This is a genomic window from Robertmurraya sp. FSL W8-0741, from assembly GCF_038004005.1.
GTDB lineage: Bacteria > Bacillota > Bacilli > Bacillales > Cytobacillaceae > Robertmurraya > Robertmurraya siralis.
The window spans coordinates 4,533,883-4,557,212 of sequence record NZ_JBBOQG010000001.1 but is presented as its reverse complement, the minus strand read 5'-3'; the positions used below and the strand labels follow the sequence as shown (position 1 = coordinate 4,557,212).

At 37.9% G+C, this 23,330-nt stretch carries 21 protein-coding genes; 17 read left to right on the top strand and 4 right to left on the bottom strand.

All coding sequences use genetic code 11. From position 1 onward, the window contains the following. Positions 1–90 precede the first annotated feature (90 nt). The 3 genes from NST02_RS22220 (at position 91) to NST02_RS22210 (ending at position 3,691) form a co-directional block, all read left to right on the top strand. Positions 91–1,089, top strand: a complete 999-nt coding sequence (locus tag NST02_RS22220) for a tRNA dihydrouridine synthase (RefSeq protein WP_340949812.1) — start codon at positions 91–93, stop codon at positions 1,087–1,089. Positions 1,090–1,505: 416 nt separating this feature from the next. Beyond that, on the top strand, positions 1,506–2,792 hold the full coding sequence (locus NST02_RS22215) for an ATP-binding protein (RefSeq protein WP_170211204.1): 1,287 nt from the start codon (positions 1,506–1,508) through the stop codon (positions 2,790–2,792). 5 nt (positions 2,793–2,797) lie between these two features. Further along, entirely contained in the window at positions 2,798–3,691 is an 894-nt protein-coding gene (locus tag NST02_RS22210) for a response regulator (RefSeq protein WP_170943548.1), read from the top strand. 126 nt (positions 3,692–3,817) lie between these two features. On the opposite strand, the gene NST02_RS22205 is transcribed toward NST02_RS22210, so the two are convergent. The 4 genes from NST02_RS22205 to NST02_RS22190 form a co-directional block, all read right to left on the bottom strand. After that, positions 3,818–4,468 carry an amino acid ABC transporter permease gene (locus NST02_RS22205; RefSeq protein ID WP_095309026.1) on the bottom strand — a complete coding sequence of 217 codons (651 nt, stop codon included), beginning with the start codon at positions 4,466–4,468 and terminating at the stop codon, positions 3,818–3,820. Positions 4,469–4,480: 12 nt separating this feature from the next. Continuing rightward, positions 4,481–5,119: an amino acid ABC transporter permease gene (locus tag NST02_RS22200; protein ID WP_095309024.1), complete on the bottom strand. Its 639-nt coding sequence runs from the start codon at positions 5,117–5,119 to the stop codon at positions 4,481–4,483. A 61-nt stretch (positions 5,120–5,180) separates the two neighbouring features. Then, positions 5,181–5,987 (bottom strand): transporter substrate-binding domain-containing protein, encoded by an 807-nt coding sequence (locus NST02_RS22195; RefSeq protein ID WP_095309022.1) that lies wholly within the window; start codon positions 5,985–5,987, stop codon positions 5,181–5,183. Positions 5,988–6,190: 203 nt separating this feature from the next. Beyond that, positions 6,191–6,916, bottom strand: coding sequence for an amino acid ABC transporter ATP-binding protein (locus NST02_RS22190; RefSeq protein ID WP_095309020.1), 726 nt, complete (start codon positions 6,914–6,916; stop codon positions 6,191–6,193). 640 nt (positions 6,917–7,556) lie between these two features. On the opposite strand from NST02_RS22190, the gene NST02_RS22185 reads away from it, so the two are divergent. From NST02_RS22185 to NST02_RS22120, 14 genes are all read left to right on the top strand, one after another. Next, complete coding sequence (locus NST02_RS22185) at positions 7,557–7,706, top strand: teichoic acid D-Ala incorporation-associated protein DltX (RefSeq protein WP_095309019.1); 150 nt, start codon at positions 7,557–7,559, stop codon at positions 7,704–7,706. Positions 7,707–7,719: 13 nt separating this feature from the next. Then, on the top strand, positions 7,720–9,228 hold the full coding sequence (dltA, locus tag NST02_RS22180; protein WP_137743014.1) for a D-alanine--poly(phosphoribitol) ligase subunit DltA: 1,509 nt from the start codon (positions 7,720–7,722) through the stop codon (positions 9,226–9,228). After that, positions 9,225–10,382 (top strand): D-alanyl-lipoteichoic acid biosynthesis protein DltB, encoded by a 1,158-nt coding sequence (gene dltB / locus NST02_RS22175; RefSeq protein ID WP_137743013.1) that lies wholly within the window; start codon positions 9,225–9,227, stop codon positions 10,380–10,382. The genes dltA and dltB overlap by 4 nt, the downstream gene beginning before the upstream one ends. A 15-nt stretch (positions 10,383–10,397) precedes the next feature. Further along, positions 10,398–10,634: a D-alanine--poly(phosphoribitol) ligase subunit 2 gene (gene dltC, locus NST02_RS22170; RefSeq protein WP_095309015.1), complete on the top strand. Its 237-nt coding sequence runs from the start codon at positions 10,398–10,400 to the stop codon at positions 10,632–10,634. Further along, positions 10,634–11,803, top strand: coding sequence for a D-alanyl-lipoteichoic acid biosynthesis protein DltD (gene dltD, locus NST02_RS22165; protein WP_137743012.1), 1,170 nt, complete (start codon positions 10,634–10,636; stop codon positions 11,801–11,803). The genes dltC and dltD overlap by 1 nt, the downstream gene beginning before the upstream one ends. Before the next feature lie 555 nt (positions 11,804–12,358). Further along, positions 12,359–13,048 carry a response regulator transcription factor gene (locus NST02_RS22160; RefSeq protein WP_095309010.1) on the top strand — a complete coding sequence of 230 codons (690 nt, stop codon included), beginning with the start codon at positions 12,359–12,361 and terminating at the stop codon, positions 13,046–13,048. Beyond that, positions 13,045–14,310 carry a HAMP domain-containing sensor histidine kinase gene (locus NST02_RS22155; protein WP_095309008.1) on the top strand — a complete coding sequence of 422 codons (1,266 nt, stop codon included), beginning with the start codon at positions 13,045–13,047 and terminating at the stop codon, positions 14,308–14,310. The genes NST02_RS22160 and NST02_RS22155 overlap by 4 nt, the downstream gene beginning before the upstream one ends. A gap of 134 nt (positions 14,311–14,444) precedes the next feature. After that, complete coding sequence (locus NST02_RS22150; protein ID WP_095309005.1) at positions 14,445–15,206, top strand: ABC transporter ATP-binding protein; 762 nt, start codon at positions 14,445–14,447, stop codon at positions 15,204–15,206. Position 15,207: 1 nt separating this feature from the next. Beyond that, the gene (locus NST02_RS22145; RefSeq protein WP_340949811.1) at positions 15,208–17,553 is read left to right on the top strand and encodes an ABC transporter permease; all 2,346 of its coding nucleotides are present in this window, start codon (positions 15,208–15,210) and stop codon (positions 17,551–17,553) included. A gap of 203 nt (positions 17,554–17,756) precedes the next feature. Then, positions 17,757–20,528, top strand: coding sequence for a sigma 54-interacting transcriptional regulator (locus NST02_RS22140; protein ID WP_340949810.1), 2,772 nt, complete (start codon positions 17,757–17,759; stop codon positions 20,526–20,528). Positions 20,529–20,793: 265 nt separating this feature from the next. Continuing rightward, complete coding sequence (locus NST02_RS22135; RefSeq protein WP_095309000.1) at positions 20,794–21,234, top strand: PTS sugar transporter subunit IIA; 441 nt, start codon at positions 20,794–20,796, stop codon at positions 21,232–21,234. Then, the gene (locus NST02_RS22130; protein ID WP_095308998.1) at positions 21,212–21,688 is read left to right on the top strand and encodes a PTS sugar transporter subunit IIB; all 477 of its coding nucleotides are present in this window, start codon (positions 21,212–21,214) and stop codon (positions 21,686–21,688) included. The genes NST02_RS22135 and NST02_RS22130 overlap by 23 nt, the downstream gene beginning before the upstream one ends. A 23-nt stretch (positions 21,689–21,711) precedes the next feature. Further along, complete coding sequence (locus NST02_RS22125; protein WP_095308996.1) at positions 21,712–22,509, top strand: PTS mannose/fructose/sorbose/N-acetylgalactosamine transporter subunit IIC; 798 nt, start codon at positions 21,712–21,714, stop codon at positions 22,507–22,509. Beyond that, positions 22,502–23,311: a PTS system mannose/fructose/sorbose family transporter subunit IID gene (locus tag NST02_RS22120; protein WP_095308994.1), complete on the top strand. Its 810-nt coding sequence runs from the start codon at positions 22,502–22,504 to the stop codon at positions 23,309–23,311. Before NST02_RS22125 ends, NST02_RS22120 begins: the two co-directional genes overlap by 8 nt. Positions 23,312–23,330 lie beyond the last annotated feature (19 nt).

The window sequence follows — 23,330 nt, the reverse complement described above, 5'->3', positions numbered from 1 at the left end:
TTTGATAATAAGTCGCTAAGCATGATATAAATGTAAAATAAGTATGAACAATATATTTACAACTTTGGGACGAGGTTTGACGTCGTTACCATGACGAGGGGATTTGAGTTTGAATTGAAAGAAAATTTTTGGCGGGAGTTACCACGACCATTTTTTGTACTTGCACCGATGGAAGATGTGACAGATGTTGTGTTTCGCCATGTCGTAAGTGAAGCGGGTAGACCTGATGTATTTTTCACAGAGTTTGCCAACACGGAAAGTTATTGTCATCCAGAAGGGAATCGAAGTGTACGTGGACGATTGCTGTTCACAAAAGATGAACAGCCAATCGTTGCTCATATATGGGGAGATAAGCCCGAGTATTTTCGGCAAATGAGTGTCGGCATGGCACAGCTTGGCTTTAAAGGTGTGGATATTAATATGGGCTGTCCGGTGCCTAACGTAGCACAGAAAGGGAAGGGAAGTGGCCTTATCCTTCGTCCAGAAGTTGCTGCAGACATTATTGAAGCTGCAAAGGCGGGTGGCTTGCCGGTAAGTGTGAAGACTAGGCTCGGTTACACGAATGTAGATGAGTGGCAGAGCTGGCTCACACATATTTTGAAACAAGACATCGTGAATCTTTCTATTCATCTGCGCACACGAAAGGAAATGAGCCAAGTGGATGCTCATTGGGAATTGATTCCGGACATTAAGAGACTTCGCGACGAGATAGCCCCTGATACACTATTGACGATCAATGGGGATATTCCTGATCGTGAAACAGGCATGAATCTTGCTGAGCAATATGGTGTCGATGGCATTATGATCGGACGCGGTATTTTTAAAAATCCATTTGCATTTGAAACAGAGAAGAAGGAACATAGTAGTGAAGAACATCTTGCTCTTTTGCGGCTGCATCTTGATCTTCATGATAAATATTCAAAGGAATTGGAGCCACGTCCATTTACCGCTCTTCAACGTTTCTTTAAGATTTATGTAAAAGGGTTTCGCGGGGCGAGTGAATTAAGAAATCAATTGATGAGTACAAAATCAACAGATGAAGTCCGGGCCATGCTCGATCATTTTGCGGCAAAGAAAGTGGAAGGGTAAGAGAGAAAGACAAGTCTGAATGAGAAACTATTTAACAATTATTAAAATTTTAATAGACCATTCTATATCACTTCGTACTATAACAGGGAAAACGGCTTTCCAGTTGCTTGTTTTGGTCATTGTATTTTATCATATAAGGGACACCTCTTCTGTTTGGTAGTGTTGACAGTTCTCACTCACCGAAGAATGAGGTGGTTTTTATATTTTGAAAGCATAACTAGAAACATAAATAACTAGCAGGCTTCTGCCTTGAACCTTTTATCTTAACGAAGGGCCCTAAAGGATTAAGTAGTAAAAGATATGGTGTAGTGAAGTAACGTAATGATATAATTGTAAATATAATTTCAGATATTTCAAAAAATGAGTATCGTCATTTGCTCATGACGAACATTGTATGTTTGGGAGAAGTAGAACCTTTGATAAATTTTATTAGGAAGTATATTAGTTTGCAAATTCTTTTTATTGCAGTAGCAACGGCTATATTTGGAGAACTGCGAATAGTCCCTTTTGGCTGGGAGTTTCGCTTTGGATTGGGAAGCAGCATGTTTTTTCTATTGTTGCTTTTGATGAATAATGTTCCCATGCTTCGTACAGGTGTAGTTACTGGAATGGTAGTCGTCTTGTTTCGGACATTAACGGGTAGAAGCTTTATCATCGAACCTAGTTTGTTTTGGGAAGTCCTTGTTACTCACGTGCCAGCAATGTTTTATTATATTGCATTTGCTTTCGGGATGAGCAGGATACCGAAGCAATTTTTTCAATCTCGCTTATTTTTACTAGGCATTATTGTGACTTTTGTCGATTTTTATTCCAATATGGTCGAAATAGGTTTTAGAAAAATTCTAATTGAAACTACATCACTTTCCCTTACAGAGTGGATGACATTTTTGTTGGTGGCGTGTATCAGAGTCTTCTTTGTCATTGGTTTATACGCCAATATAATTTTAAAACAATTGCAGGCAGTTCATTTTGAACAGCAGAAACGATACGAACATACTCTAAGTGTTGGGGCAAGTTTATACAGTGAAAGTTTTTATATGAAGAAAATAATGGATGAAATTGAAAATTTAACGTTAAGCAGTTATGACCACTACCGTAGCTTGAAAAAAGAGCGGCTGTATGCACATAGCAAGCATGCCCTATCGATAGCAGAAGGCATACATGAAATTAAAAAAGACGCTCAGAGAATCCGGGCCGGCTTACTTAAATTACATAACGATACAGAGCTGAATAATGAAATGCTGCTATCGGATATTATAGATTTTGTAATAAGAGCTAATCAGCAATATAGTAAATGGCTGCAAAAAGAGATAGAGTTCTCCTGCCACTTACATGTAAATTATCTGACATCACATCATCTGCTGCTTTTGACTGCCTTAAATAATCTTGCGGCAAATGGAGTGGAAGCGATAGAGGGAAGTGGCAGTGTGAGAATTAGGGTATCTGAACAAAGGAAGATGACTATTTTCCAGATTGAAGATACTGGGGAAGGGATAAAAGAAGGAGAACTTCCGTATATCTTTGTGCCTGGATATACAACGAAATATGACCAGAGAGGTGTTGCGGCGACAGGCATTGGTCTTTCGCATGTAAATAATATTGTGGAAGGCTTCAATGGTGAGATAACGGTCAACTCAATTGAAGGCGAAGGGACATCTTTTGTTATGAAGATACTGACGGCGAAATTAAAAGTCGGGGAGTAGAGTATATGATTACCTATTGTATTATAGATGACGACACGGCCAGTCGCAAAATGATCGAGAATATCATTACGGATTGCAGATTAGGCATAGTGATAGGAAGTGCTACAGGAGGAGAAGAAGCAATTCATTTAATTTTGGAGGAAAAACCGCATGTTGTTTTAATCGACTTGCTGATGCCAGAGATTGATGGAATAGAAATGATTGTAGAATTGAAAAAACGTGGCTATAATGGAAAATTTATCATGATTTCTCAAATCAGCAATAAAGAAATGGTAGGAGAGGCCTATAAAGTGGGGATAGAATTTTTTATTCATAAACCCATCAATAGTATAGAGGTTGAGGCAGTATTAAATCGGATCAGGATGCAGATGACTTTGGACCGCTCCATTGTCGAAATCAGGCGATCATTAACAGGTCTGGAGATAATGCAGCCTGAAATTTCAAGGGATATTCAAAGGCTTTCCGTTAAGGAGATTGTTTCGCAAATTTTAAAAGATATGGGAATATTGGCAGAGAAGGGAAGCAAGGATCTTGTCATTGCAATGGAACTTCTCATCAATGAAGAGACAACCATTGAATTGCCACCATTAAAGAAGTTGTATACGATGATTGCAGAACATTTGAAGGAAGATAGGGAAGATATATTAAAAGAAGTAAAGGCAATTGAACAGAGAATACGCAGAACAGTAGTATCAGCATTGAACAATATTGCTTCTTTAGGATTGACAGATTACTCACATCCTAAGTTTGAACATTTTGCACCCTTGTTTTTTGATTTTCAAGATGTGAGGTTAAAAATGCAAGAGCTTGAAAACAACGAGAAGCGGAGTAATGTGAAAGTGAATGTGAAGAAGTTTTTGCAGGTGCTTTACCTGGAAACATTGGAAAAAATAAAGTGATGGGGGATTGACAGAAACCGCATCACTTTATTTTTTTTTATCATCCCAAATACAATCAGCTTTCGAATTGCTTCAACGGGTTAGCATTTTATCTTAATGTAAGTGGTGCAAAGACACCTTGCATTTTTATGCATGTTTTGCTTCAAAACGTTTTGCAAATATGGAAAGCAAATAATTTACTGTAAAGTACATAAAGGCAACCATGATGAAGATTGGAATGACATAGTCTTGATGGCCACCGTTAATGATCCGAGCATGGTGCATGAGCTCTGGCAAGGAAATAACGACTGCCAGCGATGTATCCTTCAATAAGGCAATAAATTGGCTGACAGTAGGCGGAACCATTCTTTGAACTGCCTGTGGTAATACGATATGCCATAATGTTTGAATGTAATTCAACCCAGAGGATCTGGCTGCTTCAATTTGTCCTTTATCAATCGAGTTGAGACCGCTACGGATAAGTTCAGAAATAAGAGCAGCTTCGAAAATAGTCAATCCTGCAATCGCTGCCGTCATAATGTCAAGATTGATGCCGACTTCCGGAAGTGCAAATCGCATAAAGAATATAATGAGTAGTAACGGCAGATTCCGTATAATATTTACAGCAACAGCCAGTATTTGTGACAACACCGGTACTTTTGCATAGCGGATTATCGCAATGATAGTACCGAGTAAAAAGCTGAGAACAATAGCGATTGCCGCTACCTTAAGCGTAACCATGAAGCCGGACAATAAAAACGTTAGATTCTCTGGAGAATAAGCACCTATGAAATCCATTGCTTTCCCTCCTTAATAACTCGTTGTTAGCCGGCGTTCTAAGTACTCGACTAAGAAGCTCAGCGGTATTGTAATAGCAAGATAGAACAATGCAACAATAATGTAGACACTGAAAACTACATATGTATGTAGAGAAACAAGATCAGCATAATACATTAGGTCTAAACCTGCTACAACTCCTAAGATAGAGGAGTTTTTCACTAAATTAAGCGATTGGTTACCAAGTGGCGGAATGACAACCTTAATCGCCTGAGGTAATATAACATATCGCATTGTTTGTATATAGGTTAGACCGGAAGATCTAGCTGCTTCCGTCTGGCCCTTTGGAATTGAAAGGATGCCTGCGCGAATTGCCTCAGCAATAAAGGCAGCCGTATATATAATTAATCCAAGTGTTCCTGCTGTAAATCCGCCAAATTTAAAACCGTAAAAAAATACAAAAACGATTAAGAGCAGGGGAATATTACGGATAAATTCAACATAGGCAGCTCCGACCCAATTTAAGGGACGAAAAGGAGCAATTCGAAATACTGCAATAATGGTTCCGAGCACAAAGCTGCCAAGCAGTGCTATCATGCTGGCAATGAGTGTATTTTGGAACCCTTCGAGGAACATGTCCCAGTAGTTGATTAGAATGGAAAAGTTAATCAAGGTAAGATCCTCCTGTGTATCAATAGAATAGGAGTATACTTACTCCTATTCTTTGAAAGAATTAGTTTTTCGGCTTCTCACCAATCCATTTTTCATAGATTTCATCATATTTGCCTGATTCTTTTAATTTGTTCAAAACTTCATTGATTGCTTCAGTCAGGTCATCATTTCCTTTTTTAATCGCGATTCCATATGGCTCATCAGTGAAGGTGTCACCGACAACTTCATAATTGTTATCTTGCTGTGCCATACCGTAAAGAATTGCATTATCTGTCGTTAAAGTATCACCTTGACCTGCTTTCAGGGCAAGGAATGCCTCTTGATAATTTTCGAATTCTAATAAGGTAGCATCCGGTGCTTTTTCACGAATATTAATAGATGAAGTGGAACCTTTAACGGCCAAAACGGTTGTATCTGCACCTACATCATCAATGCTTTTGATCGGGCTTCCTTTCTTAACTAGTAAAGATTGCCCTGCATTGAAATATACGTCTGAGAAGTTAACTTCTTTTTTGCGCTCTTCAGTAATGGTCATAGTTGCGATAATAGCATCAATTTCGCCATTGTTTAGCATAGGAATCCTTGTTTTTGAAGTTACCTCTTTTAATTCAATCTTTGATTCATCTCCAAGAATTTCTTTTGCAATTTCTTTTGCAATATCGATATCAAAGCCTTCTACTTCTTTTGTTGATGGGTCTTGCAAACCGAATAATTTCGTATCATATTTAACACCGACAATAAGTTTATCTCGTTCTTTGATTGCGTCCAATCCAGATGCGCCATTGGCTTCCTCTTCATTACCTCCGCCGCATGCCGCCAATACGAAGATCATGGTAAGTGAAATCAGACTAAAAATTAGCTTTTTCATTGAACATACCCCTTTTTTTATTATTTTTTGATGCAATACAATATTGCTGATTATTGGCTCCTTAAGCTCTGACTCGCTGAAACGAGAAAGTGAGCCTTCCCGTTTCAGCGAGTCAGAGCTATCTGTTTTGCATAGCTGAAAGACGTGAGATATTCGAAATGAGCTAAGAATCAACAGTATCGTATAACAAAGCTTATTTTTTATTAATGCAACAATCTGCTGAGGAAAATCCGAGTGCGTTCTTCCTTAGGGTTGCTAAAGAACTCAGCAGGAGTTGCTTCTTCCACGATTTGGCCTTCATCCATAAAAATGATTCGATCCGCTACTTCTTTTGCAAATCCCATTTCATGGGTAACAACAACCATTGTCATGCCTTCTTTTGCAAGTGTTTTCATAACATCAAGTACTTCTCCGATCATTTCTGGGTCCAAGGCAGATGTTGGTTCATCGAATAACATTACTTCAGGTTTCATGGCAAGCCCTCGAGCGATTGCAACCCTCTGCTGTTGACCGCCAGATAGCTGAGATGGAAAAGAATCAGCTTTTTCTGGAATGCCGACTTTTTGCAAGTATTGCATTGCAGTAGCTTTTGCCTCCTCGTCGGAGATTTTTGCAACTTTCTTGGGAGCTAACGTGATGTTATCAATAACTTTTTTATGAGGGTATAGATTGAAATGTTGGAAAACCATCCCGATGTTGCGGCGTAATTTGTTAATATCTGTCTTTTTATCGTGAATGGGAATATCATTTACGATCAACTCGCCGTCAGATATTGTTTCGAGACGATTGATACAGCGGAGCATTGTGCTTTTTCCGGATCCTGAAGGTCCAAGAATAACAACTACTTCTCCACGTTCAATGGAAAGATTAATGTTTTTCAGTACGTGGAAATTTCCATAGTGTTTATTTACATTGCGAAAAAGGATCAAGTATTTTCGCCTCCTGTTACATAATAGTCTAGTTATTAATTCTATGATTTAGTACAACCTTTCAATCATCATATTATCTTAACTACAAAAAACTAAAAAATACTACAAAAAATCCGATCATATTTTGTTGAAATTAAATATGAAGGGTCAATAAAAGTTATTAATTACGCAGGGTTATCCTTTATTTTTTAAAATCTTGAGACTTAGAAAGTCCATAAATGATAGCTTGGATTTTATTGAGAAGGAAATTTTCTTTAGACAAATCAGAAGAAATCTTTAAAAAAATAATTGGGTACGAGAATAGTTTAAAAGCACCGATAGAGTTAGTTAAAACAACCGTGTTTTATCCGGATAATGGGTTCACTGCTTTTCAGAAGGAGGCAAAATCTTTTTGACAAGAATTTTATATAACTGTTCACGTGATAAAAAGTAATAGAGGAAAATGCATCTTTTTATGTGTTTAAGTGCACTCAGTATGCAAATAATCCTGAATTATTATAGAACAAAAATTTAATATGGAGTCAGGCAGCGAGCTGATAATTGTATCACTTGGATATACAAATTTCCTCATAAGTGAAACTTTTATATAAACATTTTCGTTATATATTTTTGTTAAGACATTTTGGAAAGGAACAGACCAATGTTAAATAAGCTAAAAATGTTGTATGAAAAAACAGCAATGAAGTGGCTGCTCAAAACTTCCTATTATTTTCTTATTTTAATGCTGCTGTTTTTAATTTACGGATTCCATACAGCTAATACAGGTTCATATATTTATAATGATTTTTAATGGAGAAAAAACAATGAGATTGATAGAAACAATTAAAGAATATGCGCAAACACAACCCGATACCCTTGCTTTTTTGAATGAAGAAGAAAAACTGACATACGGAGAGCTTTGGTCACAATCTGAGCGCCTTGCCGCAAGGATTCAAAGCGAGGCTTTAACAGATGCTTCTCCGATCATTGTCTATGGGCATATGAAACCGGCTATGGCGGTTTCCTTCCTGGCTTGTGTGAAAGCCGGGCATCCGTACATTCCAGTTGACGTATCGATTCCGGCAGACCGGGTTCTGAAAATCATCAACAGTTCAAAAACCGAGCTTTTACTCAATAATTCAGGCACTTTGGTTAACACGGGAGATGTCCTCATTTCTGTAGTGGAACCGGGCGTTCTTGAAGGAGACGGGGGGCCGGAGACAGATCCCGGACTCTGGGTTGATGGTGAAGATACTTTTTACATTATCTATACATCTGGAAGCACGGGAAATCCAAAAGGCGTGCAAATTTCAGCTGACAATCTTCAGAGCTTCACAGATTGGGTCACGAATGACTTTCCGGTAGAAAGCGGTCAAGTGTTCTTAAATCAAGCCCCGTTCTCCTTTGATTTATCGGTAATGGATCTTTATCCGTGCCTGCAGTCTGGGGGTACATTATGGACGGTTACGAAAGACATGATTAATCGGCCTAAACTATTGTTTAAAGCACTGAAGCAGTCGAATGTTAACGTCTGGACATCGACGCCTTCTTTCGCACAAATGTGCCTGATGGATCCCTCTTATTCGGAAGAGCTGCTTCCGGACCTGAGCTTGTTTATGTTTTGCGGAGAAACGCTGCCTGCGTCAGTCGCCAGACAGCTTAAAGAAAGATTTCCAAAGGCACGTGTTTTTAACACATACGGCCCGACCGAGGCGACCGTTGCCGTTACTTCCATCGAAGTAACAGACGACGTATTAAACAACTATTCTTCACTTCCCGTCGGTTCTGAAAAGCCCGAAACCGAAATCGTGATCATCAATGAAGACGGAACAGCCGTCCAAGATGGGGAAAAAGGCGAGATCATTATTACCGGAACCAGTGTCAGCAAAGGCTATTTAGGTGAAAAAGCGCTGACGGAAAAAGCGTTTTTTTCTTACAACGGCGCTCCTGCTTACCGCACCGGTGACGCAGGTTATAAAGAAAATGGGCAATTGTTCTTCCTCGGAAGACTTGATTTCCAAATTAAATTGCATGGCTACCGGATTGAGCTTGAGGAGATCGAATATCAAATCAAACAGTCCCGATACGTGCAGTCGGCAGTCATTACTCCATTTTATCGCGAGGAAAAAATTGAGTATCTGATCGCCATGATCGTGCCTGCCGAACATAATTTCGAAAAGGACTACCAGTTAACCAGTGCCATTAAGAAAGATTTGGGCAGCAGGCTGCCGGCCTATATGATTCCGAGGAAATTCATGTATCAAAACGAGATTCCGATGACGGCAAACGGTAAAATTGATCGCAAGAGATTAAAAGAAGAGGTAACCGTATGACGCCTTATAGTTCATTTCTATTCTTCATTATTTTAGGGATTTTATTGGCGCCGACCATCATTCTCGGACTGAACGGAAAAAGCTTTCGTTTATATAATATGCTGGTTTCCGTCCTGGTTCTGGCACTTATTTTTTCCAACAGCCTGCACGGCTTGATCATGCTGTGCCTGTTTACGCTTTGGCAGACAATTTTGATCAAAAGCTATATCGCTTACCGTCGCGAAGCGAACAGCGGCATCATATTTTGTCTGGCAGCAGCAGCTTCTATTCTGCCATTGGCGTTGTCAAAGCTGCTGCCGTTTTTCGCTGTTGACAACTGGGCAACATTTCTCGGAATCTCGTATTTAACTTTTAAAGGGGTTCAGCTCATCATTGAAACCCGCGACGGTCTCATTAAAAAGCAGCTCCCAATCAGCAGACTGCTTTATTTTATTCTCTTTTTTCCAACCATCTCATCAGGTCCAATCGACAGGTATCGCAGATTTGAGAAAGACGATCAGACGGTATGGACGAAGGAGCAATACGAAGACCTGCTTTACAAAGGAATCAATAAAATTTTTCTCGGCTTTTTATATAAGTTCATTCTTGGCTATTGCATTAATACGTATGTCATTATGACAATGCAGTATTGGACTTCCAGCAGTTTCTCGCATGGATTGGCATATATGTATGCGTACAGTCTCTATCTGTTCTTTGATTTTGCCGGCTACACGGCTTTTGCGGTCGGCATCAGTTATATCATGGGAGTCAAATCCCCTGAAAACTTTAATAAGCCGTTTATCAGCCGCAATATTAAAGATTTCTGGAATCGCTGGCATATGTCGCTTTCCTTTTGGTTCAGAGATTATGTGTTTATGCGCTTTGTCCTGTGGATGACGAAGAAAAAATGGATCACAAATAGGATGGCTGTTTCCAATATTGGATATTTGTTGCTGTTCTTGCTTATGGGCGTCTGGCACGGCCTTGCTCTTCAATACATCGTCTATGGATTGTATCACGCGCTGCTTATGGTCGGCTTTAACTTCTTTGAAAAATGGAATAAGAAATATAAATGGTGGCCGAACAATAAGTGGACGACAGCTGTCTCAGTCGTGGTGACTTTCCACTTTGTCTGTTTTGGATTTTTTATTTTCTCAGGCGAATTAATACATTAAAAGGAGATTTTTATAATGGATTTTAATCAAGAAGTACTTTTAGTTTTAGCAGAGGTATGTCAGGACGATATTGTAAAGGAAAATCCGGATATTGATCTATTCGAGGAGGGAATCCTTGATTCCTTCGGAACGGTGGAACTGCTGATTGCATTTGAAAATCACTTTAACATTACCGTGCCGATAACGGAATTCGATCGGGATGAATGGAGCACGCCAAATCAAATCATAAAGCAGTTGAATGAGTTGAGATAATGAAAAAGCGTTTTTTATTCGGGCCAATCATCTTGGCATTTTTCCTTTTTTTCACCGTGATCTTGATCCCAAAAGCATGGCTGTTAAAGCTTGTTCCTAAAGAACGCGTCGAAACTGCAGCTACTGAATTAAACCCAACGATGTTTCAGGGGATGTATCTTCAAGACAAAGCGCTTGAAGATCCGCAATATTTGCCGATTTACGGATCATCGGAATTGTCCCGGTTAGATGCATTCCATCCGTCTAACTATTTTAAAGTAAACAATCAAGGGTTCACGCCTTACCTAGTCGGAAAAGGCGGCTCACAGTCTTTGATCCATGCGATCAACTTTGCGGTACGGTCTGATCAATTAAAGGGCAAGAAAATTGTTTTCATTATTTCTCCACAGTGGTTTCAAAAAGGCGGTTCAGACGAAGCTCACTTCGCGCCGAACTTTTCGGCTTTGCAGGCTTACAATCTTGTGTTTAATCAAAATGATGATTCCGAGCTGAATAAAAAACTCATCAAACGCATGCTTAATTTTCATGCAGTGAAAAATGACGTTCTGCTTTCAGCTCTTTTTAAAGCCGAGCTCGAGCAGGACAAAGTGGCATTGTCTCTTCTGACTCCGCCGGCAAAAGCTTACCGAAGTATTCTGGAGAAAAAGGATATCTACTATTCCATCGTTAAAGGAATCAGTCCAAAGAGGACCATTTCTCAAGATGTAAAAAACAAGTCGTGGGATGAATTAAAGCAGATGGCCGAAAAGGTTGGGGCCGAAGAATCCAACAACAATGAGTTTAAAATCTCAAACGGCGTTTATAAGAGGTTGGAACCACAGCTAACAAAGCTTAAAGACCGTAAAAAAAATATGAATTATGCTGAGTCCGTTGAGTTCCATGATTTCCACCTCATGATGGATGTATTGAAAGAATCCGGTGCAGAACCACTATTTATCTTAGTTCCTGTACATGGGAAATTTTATGATTATACCGGCTTCCCAAATAAAGGTCGGACTGATTTTTATAAAAAGATAAAAAAAGAAATCGAACAAGAAGGCTTTCAAGTCGCTGATTTAACAAATCATGAATATGATCCGTATTTCTTGAAAGATACGCTCCACCTTGGCTGGAAGGGCTGGGTTTACGTTGATGAAGCGATCGAAGATTTTTATACAGACGCGCAATAAAAGTAAAGCGAATATACACTTGATTGCAATACGAAGAGTCATGCCATCCAGAAGGGAAATGGAGTGTGGACGTCTGCTTTTTACAGAAGATGAACAGTGTATCGTTGTTCTCATTATGGGGAGTTAAGCCCGGATATTTTCGGCAGATATAAAAAAGCAAAAGGAGAAAAATGCTTGATTTTTCTCCTTTTGCTTTTTTGAGCTATGAGTCATTCGCAGGTTTTCCCTCAAAAATTCCACGATTAATTGGCAAATCCCGCAATTCTATGCAAACTTTCTGCTTTCCAGATCAATTTAAAATCATTTGTAAGAGTAAGAAACTGGATGTAAAAAATAAATATAACAGTTAAATATGCGGTCATGAGGAAATTAACGCAATAGCCAACCTTTGTTTAGACATTTGCTGAAATCCACTTTTTCGCTTGGAGTTTACCATAGCTCAAGTGAGTTTTTAACATGCAACTCTTAAAGATTTACACTGCCTAATTAAATCTAATGTATACTGTTAGTATCCCTGATAACATGTGAGGATAATTTTTTTCAAGGAGATTTACAATGAAATACGATTGCTTGATTGTAGATGATGAACTTGCGTTAGCTGAGACTACGTGTGAGTATTTTAATATGTTTGATGTTAGGACAGCATTTGTAACAAGTGCGGAGGAGTGTGAGCTTTTTTTGCAGGAACATGAAACGGCAGTGATTCTTCTTGATATTAATTTAAGGGAATGTTCTGGTTTTGATTTATGTAAAAAACTGCGGCAAACGATGCAGATTCCTATTTTATTTATCAGTGCCCGTTCGAGCGATGACGATGTTTTGATCGCTTTAAATATCGGGGGAGACGATTATATTCAAAAGCCTTATAAATTAAGTATTCTCTTAGCAAAGGTCAAAGCAGTGCTCAAAAGATATGGCAGTGCTTCGAATGATCACCAGGACATCCTAACATTTGGACCAATCCAAATTGATACAAAGCTACAACGAGTCAAAGTGAATGGAGACGCCATTCACTTAAAAACGATGGAATATAAACTTCTTTCTTATTTGGCAAAGCATAAAAATCGAATCATTTCTAAAGACGAACTTTTCCAACATGTATGGGGAGATGCTTTCGTGGGAGATGGGACCCTTAACGTTCACATTCGCCACTTGCGTGAAAAGATTGAAAGTAATCCGAATGACCCGCAATTTATAAAAACAGTATGGGGAACAGGATATGTTTTAGAGGACCACGATCAATGAAACTAAAGATTACCTTGATAACAATGCTAGTTTTTTTTAGCGCAATAATTGTTTTCTCCGTGATTACGATAAGTAATAAAAATATGGCAGAAGTGGATGTTGTGGCAATCAATGATGCAGTTAAAACAATCGAAAAAAATTGGGGCCAAGTTAGTGATGAAACATTTCACAATGCTGAGTTAACACAACCATTTTTGATTACGGACCATTTAGGAAACGTAATCTATCAAACACCTGACGCGCAATTTATAGATGTATATGATTCTATAAAAAATAGGGATCTGTTTATCGATTTGCAGAAGGATAACGAATTGGTCGGAAAATTGATTATTCGCAATAATGAACAGGAACTCGTCCAGCAAATGAAATGGGAATTGCTTTTATTTGTGATTTTTTTCGTTGGTTTATTAATGCTGATAAGCATTTTTTACATTTTTTATCTGAACAAAACTTTATTGCAGCCATTTCATCAGCTTCAACAGTTTGCCGCTAATATAGCAAGAGGCAATTTCGACATCCCTTTAAATATGGAGAAGAATAATTACTTTGGTGCATTTACAGAAAGTTTTGACTTATTGCGTGAAGAGCTTGATGCTGCCCGGCAAAAGGAGTATGAATCCAATCGCAGCAAGAAAGAGCTTGTCGCGACATTAAGCCATGATATTAAGACGCCTGTTGCTTCCATTAAAGCGGTTAGTGAGTTGATGCTCATGCAAGCAAAAGATGAGAAGATAGTTAGGCAAGTGAATACGATTTATTCAAAGGCAGAGCAAATTGACTTGCTTGTGACAGATATGTTTCACGCCACTCTGGAGGAACTTCAACAATTGAAATTAAAAGTCACAGAAGTAGCGAGTGATGTGCTTGTGGAAATGATTGAAAATGTCAATTATGACCACAAAATTGAGTATGATCCTATCCCAGCTTGTATCATTTTAACGGATCCGCTGCGAATCCAGCAGGTAATCGACAATATTATCAGTAACTCATATAAATATGCAGGCACCAAAATTAAAATCGCTTCGCAGATTAATCAAGAGTACCTGGAATTGATGATTAATGATTTCGGAGCAGGGATGAGTGATGAAGAATTACCCCTAGTATTTAATAAATATTATCGTGGGGGAAATGTCGCAGGTAAAAACGGCTCCGGTCTTGGTCTTTATATCTCAAAGTATTTCATGGAAAATATGGGTGGCGATATTGTCTGTTACAACCGCAATGATGGATTTACAGTCGCTTTAAAAATCAAGCTTGCATAATAATTAATAATTGGTTAAGAATTGCACAAAGATTTAATAAGGAAATGTTTTGTAAGATAAGACTGTAATCTTTTATACAGTCTTTTTTCTATGGCGAGAAGATACCAACTTTAATATAAAGGGAGATGCGCACGGTGACAAAAACAATCATTAGAACGGAGAAATTGTGTAAAACCTTCTCAAGTGGTGGGATTCAACAGCATGTATTAAAAAATCTTGATATACGTATCGTTGAAGGGGATTTTACCATAATCATGGGCAGCTCGGGTTCTGGAAAATCAACGCTGCTTTACGCTATTAGCGGGATGGATAAACCAACTTTAGGCGAAATTGATTTTGCCGGTCAAAAATTAACTAAGTTCAGCAATGATCGACTGGCTATATTTAGAAGAAATCACTGCGGCTTTGTTTTTCAACAGATTTATTTACTAGACAATATGAGCGTACTCGATAATGTGTTGGCGAGCGGTCTTTTAGTTAATAAAAATAAACGGGAGCTTGTTAAAAGAGCAAAAGAGTTACTTCTTCAAGTAGGAATTAATGAAAATTCATGGTCTAAATTTCCAACTCAATTATCTGGGGGTGAGGCTCAGCGTGTTGGAATTGTCAGAGCGATCATTAACAATCCGAAAATACTGTTTGCAGATGAACCAACAGGGGCATTAAACTCATTATCTAGTAAAAATGTTTTAGACGTATTCTCAGAGATAAATCGCTCTGGACAAAGTATCGTTTTGGTCACCCATGACGTAAATACGGCCCTGCGTGGAAATCGCGTTATCTATTTAAAGGACGGGGTCATTTGTGGCGATTTACAACTAGGTTCTTACAGTGACGATGACAATCTCGAACGTCATGAAAGACTGAAAGAGTTCCTTGCAGAAATGGGGTGGTAATGTGAAAATACTGAATCTAGCGCTGGCGAATATTAGAAAAGGTAAATCGGCTACAGCTTCTTTGTTTATTTTTGTTTTAGTGGCTTCATTATTACTCAATATTGGACTAATGGTTGTTACACAGGTTAATCCTTTTTTTGACGATAAAGTTGATCAGTTAAAGGATCCCCATGCCATGTTTGTTATCAACAAGGAAAGCTATCATCCTTCCCGCAGTGAATATTTAGAGGACTATCAAGGGGTAACAGAGACGGAAAAGGAAGATGTTATCCATATGGAGAATTCCACTTATAAATATGGTAATGGTGAATTGAATAGCAGTGCGGTTATTTTTAATGCAGATGCCGAACGTAACATAGGTGCGCCGAGGTTTATTGAAAAATTAGATTCTCCAGGCACCAATGATATTTTTGTTCCATACAGCTTTAAAACAGATGGGGGTTATCAACTGGGGGATCAGTTTACCTTAACATCACAAAATAAGGACTATGAATATCGGATTTCTGGATTCTTTGAGACGACGATGATGGGTACGAACAATATAGGCGTAATGAAATTTATGCTACCGGAAACCACTTACCGCAAATTAGCGAGTGAATTGGACAATCGTTCAGAAGCGTTGCTGTTATCTGTGATCATGGAGGATAAAACAGAGTCCTCCCAGCTAAGCAACGATTTCATGAAGGAAGTTCAACTTTCTCAAAAGGATGAAGCGGGAGCGTATATTTTTGGATTGGATATCGAAATGGTTAAAAATGTGAATACATTAACGATTAATATTGTCGCAACAATATTAGTTGCTTTTGCAGCCATTATTGTACTTGTGTCACTAATTGTGATTAGATTCCGCGTTTCCAATAATATAGAAGATGGGATGGGGAATATTGGAGCTCTTAAAGCGATTGGCTATACAAGTGGACAAATTCTTTTATCCATTATTCTGCAGTTCATCTTAATCGCCCTTTGTGCGAGTGGAGTAGGGGTCGCCCTATCCTATGGATTAATGCCCCTTTTCGGCAATATTATCTCGTCCTTATCTGGATTAATATGGGTACAAAAATTAGATATTTTTATTAACTTGGTCAGTATTGTTCTTATTGTTTTTTCCGTAGTTATCGTTACCTTATTTTCAGCTTATCGAGTACGTAAAATTTTACCGGTTGCGGCACTTCGAGGAGGTATTCAAACGCACAGTTTTAAAAAGAATTACTTTCCTTTGGAAAAGACAGGCGGCGATCTTCATTTCGTCCTTGCGATTAAATCGACGTTAGCAAATGCAAAGCAAAATATGATGATCCTCCTCATTGTTATTGCTTTGACCTTTGCCACAGTTTTTTCAGCAGTACTGTATTATAACATTGGTTCAGATAAAACAGCATTCGTAAATATATTTGGTGCAGAACCTGCAAATTTGATGATCACGGTTAAGGCGGATGCAGACATAAAGGAGCTTTTGCACAATATCCAGCAAATGGACCATGTTCAGAAAGTAAATATATTCGATTTAATAGAAACAAAGATTGAAGATCAAATAGTCTATACAAATATTACTGATCACTATAATCAATTAGAAAATAATATCGTCTATGAAGGGCGGCAGCCAAAGCATGAAAATGAAATAGCACTTTCATGGGTTGTCTCCGAACAAATCAACAAGGGCATTGGCGATATGGTTGAATTGGAATACGGGACAGAAACAAGTTCATTTCTCGTAACGGGAATCAGTCAGTCTATCGGTAATTTGGGGCAGGTAGCAGCGGTGACAATGGAAGGGATACAACGATTGCAATCAGACTATACAGGTACTTCCCTTTACGTCTATTTAGATGGAATATCAAATAAAGATTTTGTTAAAAATGTTCAAAATCAATACGGAGAGCAAATCATTGAAACGCTGGATATAGATGAAAATATTGAGAGCCAAACAGGGATGTATACCGCTGCAGTGCTTGCGCTTATGCTCTTAGTGTTATTGATTACGATTTTAGTCGTTGTGTTGATTCTCTATTTAGTGATCAGGACGATGATTATTAAGCGAAAAAAAGAGTTTGGGGTCATGAAAGCATTAGGTTATTCAACCCTGCAGTTAATGAATCAAATATCAATTAGTTTTCTACCAGTGATAACGATCGGCGTTGCTTTAGGTGGAGTCCTTGGGTACTTTTTCACAAATCCTATGCTATCCGTCTTACTATCGGGTGCAGGGGTTAAACGCTTGGAATTTACCATTCATTTGCCTATTATTATCTTAATTTGTAGCAGCATTCTGATTTTAGCCTATATTGTTTCTTTGCTCGTTTCACGGCGAATTAAAGCAATTTCAGCGTATGCGTTAATGACAGAGTAAAGTTTTGCCCGGAAATTATCCGTCTGCTAAACTATTTTGTTGCCCGGCATAGTGAGAAGGCGTAAAAGCTATTAAAGTAACAGAACATACTACAGTTCAAATTGTTGTGTTGAAACAAAAGTAAAAATAGTCTAAATTTAAGTTATGAAAGCTTTAAATATTCTGAAATATTAACATAGAGTTAATAGGCAGGAGGAACAGCGATGAAGAATGAGATGGTTAATTATATGGAAGTAGCGACGTCTGATTTTTCCTTTAAAAAAGGGGTCCGCCTTGAAGCTTATCAAACAGAGGTGATTGCAGGACATTTTGATATAGACCGTACGAGGGCAAGTAGAATACTAAATGATCTAACGAAAGAACATATCTTAATAAAAATTAATACTCGCCCTGTATGTTTTTTTCATAGAGAGACACTAGAAAAACAATATGGACAAATTAAGAAATCAATATATGAAAGCTTGGATGCTTTTGAGAAGGAAATGTCTTCAGACAAATCTGAGGAAATCTTCAAAAGGTTAATTGGGTATGAGAAGAGTTTAAAGGAACCGATAGAGCAGGTTAAAACTGCCGTCTTATACCCTGATAATGGGCTACCTTTATTATTTCTTGGTCCTACTGGAGTAGGTAAAACTTTTCTCGCGAGAATTTTATATGACTATTCACGTGCGAAAAAAGTAATCGAAGATCATGCTCCCTTTTATGTATTTAATTGTGCCCAGTATGCAAATAATCCGGAACTTTTATCAAGCTATCTATTTGGCCATGCGAAAGGGGCCTTTACAGGGGCCTTAAAGGACCAAATTGGCCTCATTGAGCAGGCCCATAATGGCATATTATTTTTAGATGAGGTTCATCGTTTGAATAAAGAAGGGCAAGAAAAATTATTTACCTTTATGGATCAGGGAATATTTACTCGATTAGGCGAAACTAGTGTTGTGAGGAAATCAAAGGTTCGCCTCGTCTTTGCTACAACAGAAAGTCTATCTGTTTTTTTAGATACTTTTATAAGAAGAATTCCTATTACAGTCAATGTTCCTAGTTTAGATGAAAGAGGGCAAGACGAAAAAAATCAATTTATTCACCATTTCTTTATGGAGGAGAGCAAACTACTTGGTTTTCCAATTGAAGTAACAAATAAGACGCTTGATATCTTAAACAAGTATCATTACACCGGTAATATTGGCGAGTGTAAAAATATGATTAAATATGCTTGTGGATTCGCCTATTCCAAGAAGTCTAGTACAACAGATAAAATACATGTAACTCTTAAAGACTTACCAAAAGACATATATAAAAAGTCGCCGCAACTTTTTAACCATTATGCTGCAAGGGAAGGAAGTATTCTATTTTCACCTGATAGTAAGCCGTTTAATTATGTTCATGAAATGAAGATTTCACTGATTGAGCAAACCTTTCAAAATTGTCTCAATTACTACCAAAAATTTGCGAATCAAATTTGGAATGAATCTGTCCTGATTGACAAATGTACAGATGAAATTACAGCAATGATGGATAAATTAATATTCGAACGGCCGAATGAATCAAAAAATTTAATGATGGAGTTCACTTTATCAACGGTGCAAGATATTTTTAGATATTTGGAAGTGAACTATAATGTGAAGTATGATGGAAATAGCGTTTATACATTGTCGTCCTATTTGTTTTTCAAGTCAATTCCTTTTCAGTTAACAAAACAGGAACAGCATATATCAGAATTAATGCTTCAGTTTATTAAGGAGTATTACAAAACTGAGCATTCAATTGTCACAAAGCTTATGTTCATTATTGAAAAACGATTGGATATAAATTTATATATGGAAGATATTATTTTAATGACATTGTTTTTTTGTAAGGCAAAGATTAAGAATTTCAATAATCGAGTTAAAGCGATGATTGTAGCTCATGGTTATGCCACTGCCAGCAGCATTGCCAATGTATGTAACCGGTTATTAGGAATCAATGTTTTTGATTCGATTGATATGCCGGTAGACGCAACTGTACGAGACATTACGAAAAAGATGCTTCAATATATGGAGGAGCAGGATACAACCTCTGGACTTGTTGTATTAGTAGATATGGGGTCACTAAGCTTGATACATGAACATATCAAAGATGCCATTGATGGTCCACTTCTCTTTATAGATCAAGTATCAACTCCAGTCGCCTTAGAAATTGGAAATCATTTAATTCAAGGTAAGTCCGTAGAAGAAATCATAAGCCCCATTAAGGAGTTTGTGCAGCCTAACATCAATTTGTATTATCCAACAAAAGGAAGAGAGTACGCGATCATTACTTCCTGTTTTACTGGAATAGGGACCGCAACCCAAATTCAAGAGCTCCTTTCAGAAAGTATTGAAGATTTACTGGAGATAAAAGTAGTGGCACATGATTATGATCGATTAAGAAAGTATGGAAAAGCAGAAGCACCGTTACGAATTTATGATGTGCTTGCCATAGTAGGAACTGCCAATCCAGAGATTGAAGGAATTAACTTTATCTCATTAGAGGATATTATTTCGGGAGAGGGAGAAGATGATGTATTTCGTATATTTGGCAAAATTGCCGATGCAGAAACAATTCGTCAAGTGAACGATCGGATCATAATGAACTTCTCACTAAGTAGAGTGATTGATTCTTTAACAATTCTGGATACAGAGAAGATCATCCGCAAAGTTGAGGTAGGGATTATTCAATTAGAAAAATTGATGGGGCAAAAACTTCCTAATGATAAAAAAATCGCTCTTTTTGTTCATGTTAGCTGTATGATTGAACGCTTAATTAGAAAAGCACCAATTACTGAATACCCAAATATGAGTGAATTTGAATCTAATCACACTGATGAAATCCTGCTAATTAAAAATGCCTTTAGTGTGCTAGAAGAAAATTATAGTGTGAAGATGACGTTAGCAGAGATTGGCTACATTTTTAATATTATTCAATCTAATTTGCTTGAGAGAAAGAAATTAATATAATATCAGACTGCTGGCAAACGCTCGCTTTCTTTGTTGCTTCGCCTTGTCCGGTGCCATTACTTATTATAGTAAACACTGCTCCTCCCAAGGCTTCGCTCTGTGATTCGACAAACGATTTCGCTCAGTCTGAAGGGAAACGGCTATCTATTTATGAATTGTCTACATTCTGATAATATTTATTATTTTTTAAAAAGCATGTCACTAGTTGGCATGCTTTTTGCATTATCAATATCTGAAAAATAAAAAAATGATATGGGGGTTGGAAATGAAGCACTTTTTAATCGCCACTCACGGAGAACTTTCGAAGTCATTTATTGAAACAGTGGAGATGATTGCTGGAAAGTCGACTAATGTTTCTTATTTTGGAATGACGAAATTAAAATCCGGTGATACGGCGAAAGCAGAATTAAGAAAAATATTAAAAAACAAAAAGGAAGATGAGCACTTTATTGTATTGACAGATATTTTTGGAGGAAGTGTTTCTAATATTTGTACGGAACTACTTCTGGAAAATGACGATTTTGATATTATCACAGGTGTAAATTTACCAATGATGCTGTCCATGATTTTAGCAGACGCGGATCTGGGTGTGGAAGAAACGATCAGTCAAGGTATTGCGGCGGCCCAGGAAGGAATTATTCATATTAACAGATTTATAGAAAAGCAGAAGGGATGTGCAAACGATGATCTCATTATTACGGATTGATGACCGTTTGATACATGGCCAAGTGGCATATGGATGGACTTCGGCACTTGGAGTAAACGTTATTCTGGTAGTGAACGATGAAGCACAAAAGGATCAAATGAAGGCAATGGCTCTAAACCTTGCGAAACCAAACAATGTAAATTTGTATATTCGCGGTGTTAAAGAATCTGGAGAAATTGTTGAAAAATTTGCTGGTTCTAAAAAAAGCAATGTCCTAGTTCTTGTAAAAAATACGGATGATGCCTTGTCTCTTGTGAAAAATTCCGGCGGCGTTATAAAAGAAGTAAATGTTGGTGGACTCCGATATGCAGAGGGAAAAAAGAAACTAACAGATTTAATAGCAGTTGATGAGCAGGATCTTTCTAATTTTAAAGAAATGGAAAAATTAGGAGTCAAATTGGAATTTAGGATGCTGCCGCGAGATAAGAAAAAAGGACTGGACGACCTAATCTAAAATAGAGAAATTGAGGTGAGAAAATGGTAGCGCAGGCAATTATGTTAGGGATTATTGCTGGTATTGGAATACTGGATAGCCGCATTTTTGGTGTCTTGATGTTGGAGCGCCCTCTCGTTACTGGATTTCTAGTTGGATTGGTTTTAGGAGATGTTCAACAAGGGGTTTTAATAGGAGCGCAATTAGAATTAATTTGGATGGGAATAGCCGGAATTGGTGCAGCAACACCGCCAGATGTAGTAACAGGGGGTGTGCTAGGAACAGCGTTTGCCATACTCTCCGGTCAAGGAGCAGAGGTTGCTTTAGTTCTTGCAGTTCCTATAGCAGTACTGGCCCAATCTTTAGGTGTATTAGTCAGAATCATAAATACCTATTTTATGCATAAAGCGGATAAATTTGCTTTAAAGGCAGATTTCCGTGGTGTCACATTGATGATGTGGATTCCACCGATACTCTTCTTTCTCAGTGTGTTCATTCCAACGTTTTTAGCCATCATTTTAGGTGCTGAGCAAGTGAAAAACCTAATAGAAGCGGTACCGGAAACAATTCTCGGTGGTTTGAAGGTTGCTGGAAATCTGTTACCTGTAGTTGGTTTTGCTTTACTAATGGATATGCTGTTCTCAAAAAAGATGGCTGTATTTTTCTTCTTAGGATTTTTGGCAGCGTCTTACACAAGTTTAGATATTACAGCGATTGCCCTATTCGGAGCGTGTATTGCTGTGGTGATCTATATCGTTATAAACAATAACAATGGCAATCAAGGACATCAAGAAAAGGAGAGTTACAATAATTTAACAGAGGGAGAGATTGATTTTGAGTAGTCAGAAGAAAGTAACGAAACGTGAACTACGCCAAGTATTTTGGAGATCATTTGCCCTCCAGGGAGCTTTCAACTACGAACGAATGCAGAATTTAGGGTATGCCTATGCAATGATTCCGGTAATTAAGAAATTGTACGAAAAACATGATGATCAAGTAAAAGCACTTAATAGACATCTTGAAATATTTAATACAACTCCTGCTGTTTCCACAACGATTATGGGAATCTCTGCAGCAATGGAGGAACAAAATGCGAATGATTCAAATTTTGATTCTAACTCAATCAATGCAGTAAAGGCGTCTCTAATGGGACCGCTCGCAGGAATCGGCGATTCGCTTTTTTGGGGAACATTTCGCATTATCGCTGCTGGTATCGGTGTTTCGCTTGCAACACAAGGTAACATTTTTGGTCCAATTTTATTTTTAATTCTATATAACATCCCACATCTATTTGTTAGGATTGCAGGGTTAAAAATGGGGTATCGTGTTGGAGTAAATTCACTCGAGAGAATTCAAAAAGAAGGTTTAATGGAAAAGATTATGTCCATGACTACAACTGTTGGATTGCTTGTAGTTGGCGGAATGGTAGCGACAATGTTAAATATAACCACTCCTCTTGAATTTGATATGAATGGAGCAAAGGTAGTAGTTCAAGATATATTCGATCAAATATTGCCGAATGCCCTGCCATTACTAGGAACATTCATTGTCTATGGTTTAATGAAAAGGAAAGTAAGTATTACAAAATTAACTCTTGGAATTATCGTTGCGGGAATTTTCCTTCATTGGATTGGATTATTATAAGTTGAAAGGATGTTAGAAT

Excerpts from the sequence above, each read along its gene's own strand:
- NST02_RS22185 (WP_095309019.1), top strand. The coding sequence starts at position 7,557 with ATGTTAAATAAGCTAAAAATGTTGTATGAAAAAACAGCAATGAAGTGG.
- NST02_RS22130 (WP_095308998.1), top strand. The coding sequence starts at position 21,212 with ATGATCTCATTATTACGGATTGATGACCGTTTGATACATGGCCAAGTG.
- dltA (WP_137743014.1), top strand. The coding sequence starts at position 7,720 with ATGAGATTGATAGAAACAATTAAAGAATATGCGCAAACACAACCCGAT.
- NST02_RS22140 (WP_340949810.1), top strand. The coding sequence starts at position 17,757 with ATGAAGAATGAGATGGTTAATTATATGGAAGTAGCGACGTCTGATTTT.
- NST02_RS22125 (WP_095308996.1), top strand. The coding sequence starts at position 21,712 with ATGGTAGCGCAGGCAATTATGTTAGGGATTATTGCTGGTATTGGAATA.
- NST02_RS22210 (WP_170943548.1), top strand. The coding sequence starts at position 2,798 with ATGATTACCTATTGTATTATAGATGACGACACGGCCAGTCGCAAAATG.
- NST02_RS22135 (WP_095309000.1), top strand. The coding sequence starts at position 20,794 with ATGAAGCACTTTTTAATCGCCACTCACGGAGAACTTTCGAAGTCATTT.
- NST02_RS22195 (WP_095309022.1), bottom strand. The coding sequence starts at position 5,987 with ATGAAAAAGCTAATTTTTAGTCTGATTTCACTTACCATGATCTTCGTA.
- dltC (WP_095309015.1), top strand. The coding sequence starts at position 10,398 with ATGGATTTTAATCAAGAAGTACTTTTAGTTTTAGCAGAGGTATGTCAG.
- NST02_RS22160 (WP_095309010.1), top strand. The coding sequence starts at position 12,359 with ATGAAATACGATTGCTTGATTGTAGATGATGAACTTGCGTTAGCTGAG.
- NST02_RS22155 (WP_095309008.1), top strand. The coding sequence starts at position 13,045 with ATGAAACTAAAGATTACCTTGATAACAATGCTAGTTTTTTTTAGCGCA.
- dltB (WP_137743013.1), top strand. The coding sequence starts at position 9,225 with ATGACGCCTTATAGTTCATTTCTATTCTTCATTATTTTAGGGATTTTA.
- dltD (WP_137743012.1), top strand. The coding sequence starts at position 10,634 with ATGAAAAAGCGTTTTTTATTCGGGCCAATCATCTTGGCATTTTTCCTT.
- NST02_RS22205 (WP_095309026.1), bottom strand. The coding sequence starts at position 4,468 with ATGGATTTCATAGGTGCTTATTCTCCAGAGAATCTAACGTTTTTATTG.
- NST02_RS22220 (WP_340949812.1), top strand. The coding sequence starts at position 91 with ATGACGAGGGGATTTGAGTTTGAATTGAAAGAAAATTTTTGGCGGGAG.